The organism is Deltaproteobacteria bacterium (genome assembly GCA_020848905.1).
Lineage (GTDB): Bacteria > Myxococcota_A > Polyangia.
This window is the reverse complement of record JADLHG010000009.1, coordinates 20,361-33,216: the sequence shown is the minus strand read 5'-3', so window position 1 is coordinate 33,216 and position 12,856 is coordinate 20,361. Positions and strand designations below refer to the sequence as shown.

General features: G+C 73.3%; 11 protein-coding genes. 6 read left to right on the top strand and 5 right to left on the bottom strand.

All coding sequences use genetic code 11. The annotated features are described in order from the left end of the window. Positions 1 to 55: 55 nt before the first annotated feature. Both IT371_05360 and IT371_05355 read right to left on the bottom strand, forming a co-directional pair. Positions 56 to 1,813, bottom strand: a complete 1,758-nt coding sequence (locus IT371_05360) for a PQQ-binding-like beta-propeller repeat protein (protein ID MCC6747066.1) — start codon at positions 1,811 to 1,813, stop codon at positions 56 to 58. Between the two features lie 37 nt (positions 1,814 to 1,850). Continuing rightward, a complete protein-coding gene (locus tag IT371_05355) occupies positions 1,851 to 4,007 on the bottom strand; it encodes a peptidylprolyl isomerase (GenBank protein MCC6747065.1) in 2,157 nt (718 codons plus the stop codon). A 206-nt stretch (positions 4,008 to 4,213) separates the two neighbouring features. Here IT371_05355 and IT371_05350 point away from each other — a divergent pair, with 206 nt between their 5' ends. The 6 genes from IT371_05350 to IT371_05325 all read left to right on the top strand — a co-directional run bounded on the left by IT371_05350 (position 4,214) and on the right by IT371_05325 (position 9,437). After that, positions 4,214 to 4,444: a hypothetical protein gene (locus IT371_05350; protein MCC6747064.1), complete on the top strand. Its 231-nt coding sequence runs from the start codon at positions 4,214 to 4,216 to the stop codon at positions 4,442 to 4,444. A 2-nt stretch (positions 4,445 to 4,446) separates the two neighbouring features. Then, positions 4,447 to 5,184: a hypothetical protein gene (locus IT371_05345; GenBank protein MCC6747063.1), complete on the top strand. Its 738-nt coding sequence runs from the start codon at positions 4,447 to 4,449 to the stop codon at positions 5,182 to 5,184. A gap of 93 nt (positions 5,185 to 5,277) precedes the next feature. After that, positions 5,278 to 6,252, top strand: a complete 975-nt coding sequence (locus tag IT371_05340; GenBank protein ID MCC6747062.1) for a prolyl oligopeptidase family serine peptidase — start codon at positions 5,278 to 5,280, stop codon at positions 6,250 to 6,252. Positions 6,253 to 6,254: 2 nt separating this feature from the next. After that, positions 6,255 to 6,680: a CoA-binding protein gene (locus IT371_05335; GenBank protein ID MCC6747061.1), complete on the top strand. Its 426-nt coding sequence runs from the start codon at positions 6,255 to 6,257 to the stop codon at positions 6,678 to 6,680. A 281-nt stretch (positions 6,681 to 6,961) separates the two neighbouring features. After that, on the top strand, positions 6,962 to 8,773 hold the full coding sequence (locus IT371_05330) for a peptidoglycan DD-metalloendopeptidase family protein (protein ID MCC6747060.1): 1,812 nt from the start codon (positions 6,962 to 6,964) through the stop codon (positions 8,771 to 8,773). Positions 8,774 to 8,801: 28 nt separating this feature from the next. Continuing rightward, complete coding sequence (locus IT371_05325) at positions 8,802 to 9,437, top strand: L-2-amino-thiazoline-4-carboxylic acid hydrolase (protein ID MCC6747059.1); 636 nt, start codon at positions 8,802 to 8,804, stop codon at positions 9,435 to 9,437. A 46-nt stretch (positions 9,438 to 9,483) separates the two neighbouring features. Here IT371_05325 and IT371_05320 read toward each other — a convergent pair whose 3' ends face one another. From IT371_05320 to IT371_05310, 3 genes are all read right to left on the bottom strand, one after another. Then, complete coding sequence (locus IT371_05320; protein MCC6747058.1) at positions 9,484 to 10,737, bottom strand: hypothetical protein; 1,254 nt, start codon at positions 10,735 to 10,737, stop codon at positions 9,484 to 9,486. Then, positions 10,689 to 11,903, bottom strand: a complete 1,215-nt coding sequence (locus IT371_05315; protein ID MCC6747057.1) for a transglycosylase SLT domain-containing protein — start codon at positions 11,901 to 11,903, stop codon at positions 10,689 to 10,691. Before IT371_05315 ends, IT371_05320 begins: the two co-directional genes overlap by 49 nt. Positions 11,904 to 11,985: 82 nt before the next feature. Continuing rightward, positions 11,986 to 12,711 carry a hypothetical protein gene (locus tag IT371_05310; GenBank protein ID MCC6747056.1) on the bottom strand — a complete coding sequence of 242 codons (726 nt, stop codon included), beginning with the start codon at positions 12,709 to 12,711 and terminating at the stop codon, positions 11,986 to 11,988. Positions 12,712 to 12,856: the final 145 nt, after the last annotated feature.

Here is a 12,856-nt window from a genome sequence, read left to right as displayed (position 1 = left end):
CGAGGGGTGAGGGGCGCGGGAGCGGGCCGGGGGCGCGGGCCGGGGGCGCGGTGCGTCAGGGACTCGCCACGCGGAGGTCTTCCCGCGGGTGGAAGGTGCGGAAGATCTGCATCACCTCGGGCCAGAGGCGGCCGAGAAAGCCCGGGGCGAGGCGAGCGCGCAGCTCGAAGGCCACGCCGTGGCTCACGACGCAGAGGCTGCGGACCTGCTCGGGGTAGCCCGAGGCGCTGCGGGTGAGATAGGTGGCCAGGACCGCCCGCTGCCCGGAGGGGAGGCGGGGGCGTTGCACGAGCAGGACCTTCACCTGCGGGTCCTGCTGGGCGCGCTGCTGGTAGACCGAGCGCCAGAGACCCTCGGCGTCCTGGCCCGCGGCCTCGCGCACGAGGACCTGCAGGCTCGCCTGATAGCGGGGCACCCCGGCGGTGTCGAGGCCGCTGCGCACGAAGGGGACGGCCAGGCGCACCCCTCCGAAGCGGCGGATGCGGGTGCGGTCGAGGCGCCAGGCCTCGGGGAGGCGGACCTCGTAGCCGGCCAGTCGATCGCGATAGAGGCGGAAGCCAGCGGGGCCCGTGCCGGCGGGGGGCGTGGTCTCGGCCGGGATCCCGGTGTGCGGGGCGGGGGGAGCGCTGGCCGAGGGGGCGGCGGGGGGCGGGGGATTCGTCGGAGGCGGCGGCGTGGAGGCCGCGGAGGGGGTCTCGCCGAGAGAGAAGCAGGCCACGCTGCCGCGTGTGTGCGCGAGCACGAGGGCCCCGGCGGCGACGGGAGCTCCTTCGGCCAGCCCGTCGAGCGGTTGCTGGTGCACGGTGTTTCCGTCGGTGGGGCTGTAGAGTACGAGCTGACTGCCCCCCTCGCGGCCGTTCACGGCGGCCACGAGGCCCCCTGCGTGCAGGAGGAGTCCGGTGGAGACCAGCTCTCCGCTGCGCGCCCACCGCGTCTGCTTGCGCTCCGGGAGGTAGGCGAAGAGCTGCGAGGGCTCTCGTGGAGAGCCGACGTTCGCCACGTAGAGCACGCCGCTCGGGGCGCGCACGGCGAAGAAGCGATCCGCCGAGGAGGAGCTGTATCTCTCCGAGAGCGGGCGGTCCATGGTCTTGGCGCCGCGCAGGTAGTCGGCCTCGGTGTAGAAGACCTTGCGCGGGTTGACGCCGCTCGCGGTGGCGCGGGAGTAGTCGAGAAAGGCCAGGCGCGCGTCGCGGAGCTCCACGACCTGGTGCTCGCCCGAGGGGAGGAGCTTGAAGGAGAAGACCTCGCGGCCCGAACGCAGGTCGACCACGAGCAGGCGCTTGGGACTGCCGGGGGTGGAGGGCCTGCTCTCCACGCGGTAGAGCACCGCGTGATCTGCGCGGGCGGCTCGCAGCGCGCCGGTCGCCGCGGCCCGCCCGAGGACGCGCTGCCCGGTCTCGTCGAGGCGCAGGAGCTCGGTGCGGGTGGTCACGAAGACGCTGTCGTCGGTGGCGAGCAGCCCCGTCGCGCCGGGGGTGGGCCTCTGCGTCACGATCCGGCCGGTGCTCGGATCGAGGACCAGCAGGCCGCGAAGCGTCAGCGCGTAGGCGAAGCGCCGTCCCCCGGCCAGGGTGCGTTCGCCCTCGCGCAGGCGGCCGTAGCGGCGGGTCCAGAGGCGGCGGCCGTCGGTCAGGCCGTAGCCGGCGAGCTCGTCGCCCCGCTTGAGCACCAGCGCTCCTCCGACGATCGCCGGGGGCCACGCCACGCGCTCGCGCAGACGCCACTGCGGGCGCAGCTCGCTGGCGGCGTGCGCGGGGTTGGACAGCAGCGCCGCGCAGAGCATCGAGACGGTGAAGCGGTGGCTGCGGTGCATCACGCCCACCGAGCTTGCGCTCCCCGCCGGGGCCCGGTCAATGCGCGCCGTCACGCGGGGCGGGCGCGGCGCCGTCGGCGGGGATGTAGAGGTCCTGGATCGGTTCGCCGGGCTGGATGCGCTCGGCGAGGTCGAGGCCGCGCACCACGCGTCCGAAGAGCGTGTAGCGGCCGTCGAGGTGCGGGTGTCGGCCGAGCGTGATGAAGAACTGACTCCCCGCGGTGTCGCGTCCGGCGAGGGCCATGCCGAGAGAGCCTCGGTCGAACGGTGCGGGGGAGAGCTCGCAGGGGGTGGTGTGGCCGGGGCCGCCCCAGCCGTCGCCGCGCGGGTCGCCGCCTTGGGCCACGAAGCCGGGCACGATGCGGTGAAAGGGGGTGCGTCGATAGAAGCCGCGCTGCGCGAGGCGCGCGAAGTTGGCCACGGTGGCGGGGGCGCGGTCCGGGTAGAGCTCGAGGTGGAGCTCGCCCTTGGCGAGGACCAGCACGGCGCGGCGAGGGAGAGGCCGGCCCTCGGCCCAGCGGAGCGGGGGAAGCCCGCCGGAGAGGGGCGTCGCGGCGGGAGCGGGCTGCCCCGTGAGGGCGACCAGCGCCTGGGCGCTGCAGGAGCGCACGGCCCACGACGGGCTCTGGCGCAGCCGCTGCAGCGTGGAGGTGGCGCTCCGGACCTTGAGCGCGGCGAGCGTCTCGACGATGGCGCAGGCCGCTTCGGGCTCGCGAACCGCCTCCAGGCGATCGAGCCGCGCCACGAGCTGCTCGAGGAGCGGCGCTTCGCGCGTGGCGCGTCCCGGGTCGCGGCGCAGCGAGGTCGCGGCCTGGGCCACGACGGCGGCGTCCGCGTCGCGCAGGGCCTCTTCGTAGGCCACGCGCGAGGCAGGCAGCTCGGCGCTCGCCAGGGCCTCGACCGCGGCGGTGCGCACGGCGGGGTCGGCGTCGTGCAGGTAGCGCCGGAGCAAGGTGACCTTGTAGGGGGCGTCGCGCTTGAGCGCGCCGATGAGCCGCGCCACGAGCATGCGCCGGTACGTGGCGGAGAGGGACGCCGCGCGCGCCGTGCCGCAGGTTGGGGTCTCCTCGGGGCGCCCGGCCGCGAGGTCCCAGAGATACGCCGCCGCGCAGTGGGTCAGGTCCACCGCGTGCGCTTCGATCGGGGTGTACTTCACCGAGGACTGCGACGCGTCGGCGCTTTCGAGCAGCTCCTTCGTAAGCTGCTGCACCTCGTGGCGCTCGGCGTGGGGGCGCAGCGCTTCGAGCGCGGAGAGGAGCGTCCCGAGGCGCGGCCCGGTGAGGCGAAAGTGGCCGCTCGAGACCACCTCCCAGATGGCGCGGACGCCCTCCACGAGGCGGTTTGCGCCGCGCGGACCGGTCTGGCCGAGGGCGCGGGCCGCTTCTCCCTGCACGAGCGGATCGGGGTCGCCGAGGCGCTTGACGAGCCACGGGATGGTCCCCGGGCCCCCCTTCTGGCCGACGGAGCGGGTGGCCCACTGGCGCAGCACGGGGTCGGGGCTCTCGCCCGCGCGCATGAGCGCTGCCACGACGGCCGTGCCCGCCGGGCCCGAGATGCGCGAGAGCGCCCAGGCGGCGAGCTGGCGCTGTGTTGCCGTGCCGCGCTCGAGCACCGCGAGCAGCGGTCCGGCGAGGCGCAGATCGAGGACCTTGCGCTGGCCGAGGATCCCCCACGCCACGAGGGCCGCCTCGCTCGTGGCGAGCTCGCGCCCGAGGCGAACCGCGGCCTCGGCGTCGCCCACCCAGCCGAGGGACAGGATCACTGCGTCGCGCGCGCGCGGGTCCTTCTCGGCGAGCAGGCGCGCGAGGAGGGCCCGGTTCACCGAATGGGCGAGGGCGGGGTCGGCGGCCGCGGTCGGAGGGTCGAGCACGAGCAGCCGCAGCGCGAAGGCCGAGTCGGCGCGCACCGTCGGAGCGGAGTCCTCGGCGAGGCGCTTCAGCAGCCCGGGCAGAGAGGCGAGCAGGCCGGCACGACCGGCCGCGAGGACTGCGCGCGCACGCACGGTCGGGTCGGCGTGCTCGAAGAGCGCGGTGGCGAGGCCGTCGGGGTCCTGGCGACGCCACTCGAGCTCCTCGAGCGCTGCGCGGGCTCGCGCGGGATCTTTGAGCGCCGCGGCAGCCTGGGTCCCCGGAGCGCGGCTACAGCGGCACGCCGCGCCGAGAAGCGTCGTGGCGAGGATGGCTACGAAACACAAAGATGTCCGTGGACTGGCGCACACGGGCGCACCATATCACGGACCCTCCGGGGGTCCAGGATGGCCCGCGCACTTCGCCGGGAACCGGGGAGGGCGCGCGGTTGTCGAACGAAAGAACGGCCCAGAGCGGAGGCGGGCCGGGTCGTCTTCCACGGGTTCCGCGGTACCATTACAGAGGGCGGCTCGACGGTCGCCAAGGAGGAGCGATGAGCACGTTCCGCGGTACCGTGCGACGAAACGACCTCGGCGGCGGCGCCTGGACGCTGATCTCCGAGCAGGGGGTGGTCTACCAGCTCAAGGGCGGGGGCAAGGACCTGCTGCGCGACGGCGTGCGGGCCGAGGTGAAGGGGCGCCTCGCCGCCGAGCAGATGGGGATCGCCATGGTGGGCGAGATCCTCGAGGTCCAGAGCTATCAGGTGCTCGGGGCGAAGGACTGAGGGTGGACGGCCCGCGCTTCTACTTCTGGCCCAAGCGGCTCGCCCTGCTGCTCTACGTGGGGCTGGCCTACTACGCGGCCCAACAGGCGGCGCTGCCCCGACTGCCCGCCATCGTGCTCTTCGTCTTGCCTCTCGTGGCGATCGAGGGCGCCTTGCGCGCGCTGGCGGCGAGCCGGATGCGCGCCTTCAACCAGGCCCTGACGGCGCGACTGCAGTCGGGGGACGCGGGCACGCTGCTGCCCTTCTATCAGGCGCAGCGCCTCCTCCGACTGCTGGCGCCCAAGCACGAGCTGCTCGCCAAGCTCGGGCTCATTCACCAGCGGCTCGGGCAGAAAGAAGCAGCCGCGACGGCGCTGCGCGAGGCGGCCGAGGACGCGCCCCCGAAGGTGAGGCCGGCCTACCTCCTCCCGGCCGCGGAGGCCTTGCTCGCGGCGGGAGAGGCGGCGCGCGCCGAACACTACTTCCGGCAGGCCGCGAGCATGCAAGCGGGGACCGTGCAGGCGCCCCTGCGGGCGGCGCGGTTGATTCTCGCGCGCGGCGGGGATCGCAGCGAGGCGGATCGGTTCCTGCGCGCGGCCGTGGCGGCGGCCCTGCCCGATCAGCCGTGCGGTCCGCTGCGCCCCGAGCTGGCGCAGCTCCTCCTCGAGCTCGGGTACCCCGACGAGGCGCGCTGGCAGCTCGAGCTGGCCCGGCGAGAACTCGGTTCCGACGGGGCCGCCGCTGCGCTCCCGCAGGCGTGATCCTCCCACCGGGAGTTCCTGCTCCGCTGCGGGCGTCCGTCGCGTTCCTTTGGCTTGTGTCCCCCGGACGCCCACTCTAGCATCCGCGACACGATGAGACACACGAGCAGGTCGTTCCCGGCGCGCGTGACGGCGGTGATCGTTCTCCTGGGCGGATGTACCTCGAGCAGCGGCGGCGGCGACGCCGGTGTGGCGGGCGAGGCGTCGGTCCTGCGCGAGGCGGGGGCGGTAGACGCTCGCCCGGCCGACGCGGCGAGCCGTCCGGTGACCTTTGGCGGGGCGCGCCCAGTGAGGCTCGAGGTCCCCGCGAACTACGACCCGAAGGTGCCGACGCCGCTCGTGCTCGTCTTGCACGGCTACGGCGCGACCGGGTTCATTCAAGCCACCTTCTTCGGATACCGGGACCTGCCGAAGCGCGAGCGCGTCCTCGTGCTGGCCCCCGACGGCACCGAGGACTCGTCGAAGAAGCTCTTCTGGAACGCCACCGACGCTTGCTGCAACTTCGACGGCCAGAACGTGGACGACGTGGCCTATCTCACCGGGCTCGTGGCCGAGGTGAGCCGGCACTACACCGTGGACGCGAAGCGGGTCTACGCCATCGGGCACTCGAATGGCGGCTACATGGCCCACCGACTGGCGTGCGATCGCGCGGGGACCTTTGCGGCGATCGTCTCTCTCGCGGGCGCGCTGGCCGACAAGAGCGCCGATTGTCAGCCCACGGACAAGGTGAGCGTCGTGCAAGCTCACGGCGACAAGGATGACGTCGTGCGCTTCGAAGGCGGCAGCGGGGTGGTCGGCAAGGGCAAGGGGCCCTATCCCGGCGCCAAGACCACGGTAGCGCGCTGGGCCGCGCTGAACGGGTGTGGGCCGGACCTGACGCCGACGGGCGAGACCCTGGATCTCGACTCTTCGCTCGCGGGCAGCGAGACGATGGTGGCGCGGCACGCCTGCTCGAAGGGCCTCGACGTGGAGCTCTGGACGATCGTGGGCGGACTTCACACGCCGCTCCTGACGAGCCAGTTCGGCGAGCGCACGTGGCAATGGCTGAAGGCCCACCCCAAACTGTGATGATGGACCAGGGCGCAGCTCGCAATCCCGACGACGAGACGCTGCGGGAGCTCCTGCGGCAGACGCGTCGCATCGCGGTGGTGGGGATCTCTGCGCGCGAGGAGCGCGCCGGCTGCTACGTCCCCGACTACCTCCGCCGGCGGGGCTACGAGATCCTGCCCGTGAACCCGACGCTCGCCGAGTGGCAGGGCTTGCGCTGCTATGCCGCCCTCGCCGAGGTCCCCGGTCCGCTCGAGCTGGTGAACGTCTTCCGCCGTTCCGAGGAGGCGGGGGCCGTCGTGGACCAGGCCATCGCTGCGGGGGCCCGGGCGGTCTGGCTGCAGCTCGGGGTCGCCGACGATGCCGCAATGCGGCGTGCGCGCGCGGCCGGGCTGGTGGCGGTGCAGGACCTTTGTTTGATGGTCGAGCACCAGAGGTTGCTGCGGTAATAGGCGGCGAGCCGGCCGTGTTCGCGCAATAGGCGGCCTCGGGGCGGCAATACCTACCCGTCCCGGGTCGAGCGTCCCCACACGGGTCCCGGGTTCCGGCCGACTGCGGCTAACTACTGGATCCGGCGTGCGGGCAACTCCCGTGGTCCCTGGCCCGACCCCTGCATCCTTCACCGCTCGTGCGTTGCCGTCGTCGCGGACTCCTCTTGGCTCTTCTTTCCGGTCTTGCCGCAACGCGTCCAACGGGAGCCGCCGGGCAAGGGCAGGGCGCTCCGCCCTCGGTGGTGCTCCTCGCGGGCCGGGCGCTGCTGGCGCGCGGCGGCCACGGGGTTCCGGTCGCGTCGCTACCGGGCGTGCCCGCGCCGGCCGAGGTATTCCGTCAGCGCGGCGAGCGCGTGCTCTTCTCGGCGATCGACGGCCACCACGGGGGGAGCTCGCTCTGGCTGCTCTCCGACGGCCGCGCACGCAAGCTCCTCGACGGGGTGCTCACCGCGGACCTGCTCGCGGACGGGCGCGTGGTGGCGCTCGGCACCGACGAACGCGTGCGACTCATCGACGCCCGGGGGCGGGAACGCGTGGTCTACGCCGGAGCGCGTAGCCTCGCGCTAGGCGCGTCCGGCACGCGCGCCGCGCTCTGGACGCGCGGCGAAGCGGGAGCGCTGGTCCTCGTGCTCCTCGACCTCGTTTCACAGAACGCGCGGGTGCTGCCTCTCGCTCGGCGCGACGAGCCGACGCTGCTTCGCGAGCCGGTCTGGTCCCCGTCGGGGCAGGAGCTCCTGGCGCTCGCGGACGGGGCGCTGTACCGCGTCTCGGTCGCGGACGGACGAGCCCTGCGCGTGACGTTGCCCGCCGACCTCGCACGGGTTCATGCCCCGCCCACCTGGCTGCGCGGCGACGTGCTCGTCCTCTCCGACGAGGGACCCGAGCGCGACGCGCGGGTGCACGCCGTGGCGCTCGCCGACCCCTCGCGGCGCGAGGTCCTGCGCGGCGCGCTCGTGGATGCGGAGGCCTCGCAGGGGCTCCTCCTGCTCGACGACGGGCTCCGGCCGCAGCTCGTGCAGGTCGACGCGGCGCAGCTCGGCCACCTTCCCATCTACACGCCTCCGGTGCTCGACCTCGGGCTGCGGGCCGCGACGGCCTATCCGCGTTTCCGGCGGCCGGTGAGCGGTGGGTCGATCAGTTCCTGGTTCTCGCACGACGCCGGCGGGGGAAACACGGGCAACCTCCGCTACTCGTGCGACTGCGGCAGCGGCTGCCGCTCGGCGCATCGCGGGACGGACTTCGACGTGGACACGGGGACACCCATCTACGCCAGCGCGGCGGGCCAGGTCTCGTCGGTGGTCACGGGCTGCACCGACTACGATGCGAGCTGCGGCAGTGGTTTCGGCAATCACGTGCGCGTGACGCACGCGGGGGGCGTGGTCTCGATCTACGCCCACATGAGCTCCGTCTCGGCGCGCAACGGCCAGACCGTGGCCTGTGGAGACTTGCTTGGCAAGGTGGGGGTGACGGGCTCCACGACCGGCGACCACGTCCACTTCGAGGTGCGGCCGACCGCGGCAGCGCCCGCTGTGGATCCCTTCGCTGGCGCTTGCAACAACGTCGTCTCGGAGACGCTCTGGGTCAGCCAGGCCGGCGGCGATCCGCCCACGCAGTGCGCGACGGGCGGTGGCGGTGGCGGCGGCGGTGGTGGTGGCGGCGGTGGCGGTGGCGGTGGCGGTGGCGGTGGCGGTGGCGGCGGGACGACGCCGACCTGTCAGCCCAAGCCCGAGGTCTGCGACGGCCTGGACAACGACTGCGACGGCCAGCGGGACGAGGACGACGTGTGTGCGTCGAAGACGCGGCCGAAGACTCCGCCGTCGAGTCCTCCGCCGAGCGGGACGGCAGGTCCGAGCTCGGACGTTCCACCGCCACCTTCGAGCCTCGACGGCGACCCGTACGCCGAGCTGCCGCCGGCGCAGCGAGCCTCGACCGAGGGTCGCATGGCCGGCGGCTGCAACCAGGTCCCGTCGGCTCCGCAGGGCTCGGTATTCGTGCTGCTCCTCGTCGCGCTCCTTTGGGTGCACCTCCGTCGCGTCCGCGGCGGACGTTGAGGGCCCGTCGCGGTGAGCAGGTCATTTCGTGCCGGGCCCTGACCTCCGCGCCGCGGTCCAGGCTGCCGAACGGGCGGGCGCTCGGCGCGCGCTCGTGGCTCTGCGTCGCGAACTCGGCACGCTCCAGGCGGGAGCGGTGCTGGGCGAAGCGCTCCTGGCGCTCGTGCGTGGCGAGCCCTTCTCGCACCTCGGGCCGGCGACGGACCCCCGCGAGCTCGGGACGCGGCGACAGGCCGGGGGCGCCGTCCTGCTCTATCGCGCGACTCGGCGGCGGGTGGGGCGAGAGCGTGCACTGGCCCTCACGCGCGAGGTGCTGCTCGCCGGGGGCCTCGTCTTCGTCGAACGCTTGCTGGCGGGCCCCGCCCTGCACGCGGCCGATCGCCTGCCGGTCGACGAGAGGGCGCGGCTCATGGGCGAACTCGGAGAGCGCTTTCCGAACGCCGAGGGCGAGGTCACGGCCGCGACCGATCGGAGTGTCGCCTTCACCGTGACGCGCTGTCGCTTCGTGGAGCTGCTCGCGGCTGTCGGCGAACCCGAGCTGGCACCCCTCTTCTGCGAAGTGGACGTGGTCTATTTTCAACCCGAGCGGACGGTGGTGCGGCTCGAACGGTCCCAGACGCGCGCCACGGGGGGCGCGGTGTGCGATTTCGTCTTCCGCTGGTGACGGCGACGCCGCCTGCCGGGATCGATCGTGGCCAAGGTGCGCAGGTTCAGGGACAGGGGGCCGGCGCTGGTAGCTCTCGGCAGACCTCCACGGGCGAGGTGGTGCGCTCGCCGCTCTTGAGGTCGCTGGCCCGCGCCGCGAGCCCTTCGCGCAGCCGTGCCGTCGCGGGTAGCTGCAGGAGCAGCGTCTCGGCGCGCAGTCGGCCGCAGACGTTTCCTTCTTCGAGGAGCTTGCTGCCGTCGGGGGCGTCGTTGTGAAAGGCGTGATCGTGCTCGAGCTGCGCGAGCCCGCTAGTCGCGTCGTAGGACCGTCCCACGACGCGCGCGCGCAGCGTGCGGAGGTAGCGTCCCGGGCCGGCACACTCCTCGCGCTGCTGGATCGTGCAGCTCGCGGCCTTGTCGCCGGGGTCGTTGATGCGGAAGTCGAACCCTTGCAGGAGCGCGAGCGCACGCGGCCAGCCGGGGGCGCCGCGTAGGGTCTCCGAGCGTTCGCGAGGCGGCGGGTCCACGACGTGGACGCCGTTCTGCGCGAAGGCTGGGTAGCTCGAGAAGTAGCCGTGCGCGCCGCGGGTGAGCTGCCCTTCGGCGAGCGCGACGAGCGTGTGCTCGACGGTGATCCAGCGCCGCGCGAGCGGGATGGTGCCGTTCATGTCGTCCTGGCGCGCGGGGTCGCTTCGGTCGCACGGGGCGAGGCGAAAGCTCGCGTGCACGGTGAAGTGGGCTCGCTCTGCCTCGTGGCGCGCGGGCCCGAGCCGAAGCGCGAGGCCCGTGGTGGTGTAGCCCTGCGCCGGGTCGTAGCGGTCGTTCCAGGGAGGGGGCGTCGCGTAGTCGGCGGTGGAGATGCGAAAGCCCCGTAGCACGGCGAAGACCGGCCCAGCGGGGGCGTGGGAAGGGAGCCCTACGGTCACCTCGGCGTCGGCGTCGGTCTGGCCAGGGGCGAGCTCGAGGGTCGTGGTGCCGTGCGCCACGCGCAGTCCGTCGGCCACGAGGAGCGCGTAGTCGAGCTGCGCCCCGTAGCGGTCGATGGCGCCGAACGAGCCGCCGTTCTGCTGCGTGGCGAGCTGCGGCGGGGCGGCGCCCGTCGGTGGCAACAGTCGGAGCTCGGCCCGAGAGAGCCGATGGGGCAGGAGCTTCCATGCGAGCTCGAAGCCGTGCGGCAGGGCGACGTAGCCGGCCTCGTTGTCTGCGCCGTCGGCGGAGCACGCGGCGAGGAGTGCCAGGGCGAGGGACGCCCCGCTGCGGCGCGGGAGGTTCAGCGCGTGCGAGGGCGACGCGAGCCGCGTCGTCGGCCGGAGAGCCACCAGAGCGCCAGCAGCACGATCGCGAGCGAGTGCGATCCCGGCCCCTCTGCGACGGAGCAACCGCCCATCACGGGGTTGCCGTCGGGGTCGGTCGGCTCCGTCTGGGGCGGCTGCGTGGGAGGTGAGCCCGGCGGCGGAGGCACGCTGACGCCACCGTCGGGGCTCGGGCCCGTCGGCCGCGCGTCACCCGTCGGGGGCGGCGTGGTGGTGCCGGCCGGGTCGAGTCGAATCGCATCCACCACGATGTGCTGGTTCTTGGGCACCGTGGCCGAGGCGTTGTCGAAGATCGCCACGTACTGGTCGGCGCCTTTGGCGAAGTCGAAGGTGCCGAGCGTTCGCCAGCCGGCGCTCCCGCCCGATTGATTGATCGTGAGCGGGGTCTCCTGCCCCTTGTGCCGCACCGTGTAGCGCGTGGCCGAGAAGACCGCGTACTCGGGGACGCCGTAGTACTTCACCTCGTAGCGGCCGGCCGCGGCGAGCGAGATCTTCCACTTGGCCGTGTTGTCCGGGGTGGCGCCGCTGGTGGCGTCGGTCCAGAGGAGGCTGCCGTCGTGCCCCTGGCCCGTCACGACGTGCCAGTAGGTCTCCGTCCCGGCCTTCTCGAAGCACGGGCTCTTCTCGTCGATGATGCCGCCGCTCGCCGGCAGCTCGGGGCAGGTCGAGCCCGTGGGGGGCGGTTGTGTCCCGATCGGGTTGCCGTTGTCGTCCCAGAACTTGGGCTGGTAGCCGGGCTCCTCGAACGGCGAGTGCTTGCAGGACCAGTGCTTCGGCCCGCCTCCCGCGGCGTAGAGCAGGTACGCGGACGCGGCGATGTTCGCTTCCGGGTCGAAGACGCTGGCGCCCGGAAAGCCCGCCTTCTTGGCCCGCTCCGCCCAGTAGATCGCCAGGTGTTGAAAGAGCCCCGAGGCACCCGAGCTCGCGTTGTAGGCCTTCGGGTTGCCGCCGCTCTCGCAGGCGATGATGTTCAGGGCCCAGGTGACGTGCTGGTTCTTGAAGTACTTCTCGACGAGGGCCCGCCATTGCTCGACGGCCGCGGAGAGCTCGTAGCGCTGCGAGTCGAGCTCGGGGCGGTCGGGTCCGCAGCTCCCCAGGAGGGCGAGGCCGAGGAGGCCCGCTGGGAGGAGCGCGAGAACTGCGGTGCGTCGGAGCGTGCGAAAGCGGGACATCATTCACCACCCGCCGGGTTCTCTCGATCAAGTGCAGAGCCGTGCGGGCGCTGCAAGCGAAAAACGCCGCGCCGCGAAGGAATCATGGCGCCGGGCTCCGGGCCCCGTCGGACGCCGGCTCTCCGAGGTGCAGCGGGGGCGGCAGGACGACTACGCGCTTCGTGACCCGACCGGCCAGGTCGCGACAGAGGACGGCCATCTCCACGGTGGCCTCGAGGCCCTGTTCGGCCAGGCGATGCGCGACCCACGTTCCGAGCTGTTTGTCCTCGCGCGAGAAGACCTGCAAGGGACCGAACGGATGGTCCAGCAGGCGGCGCCAGAAGGAACCCGGGTGCGTGTGCGTGAAGCGCACGACGTGAGGTCCGGGGCGTTTCGCGAGCGGTCCGACGAAGGCGTACAGCGCGGCCTGCAGGGCGGGCTGCGCGATCTGCGACGGATGGTCCGAGCTGACGCGGACCTCGGCGATGGGTGCGATGCCGGGGCGCGCCTCGAACCACCCGACCTCGACCTTCGATCCTTCGGCGTAGCGGCGCCGGTCTCCGTCGGTGAGCGGCTCGTGCACGGCGCGCGTTCCCGCCGGCCAGAGGCCAAAGCGCAGTCCGAGCGCCTGGCGGCCGAGCGCCCAAAGCGAGGGGGGAGCGGCGTTGGGGCGCGTCGCGCGCGCGGCATCGTCTCCGCGGGCCTCGGCCGGGCGGATGCCGGGGGCGAGGCCGAGGGCTAGGTCGAGCGTGAGCGCGAGCGCGACGACGGCCGCGCGGCGAGCGCACAGCCAAGGACGGGTCCAGCGAACGGGTGAGCCGACACGCATCGATCTATATGGATCGCACAAGCAAGCCGTGGGCCCGCTCCGACGACCGCGAGGACCGCGGAAGTACTCGGCGTGGGCTCCGGTGATCGGCCACCCGAGGCACCGCGCCAGGGGGCGGCTAGCCGCAGACGTCTGTGGGCAGCGA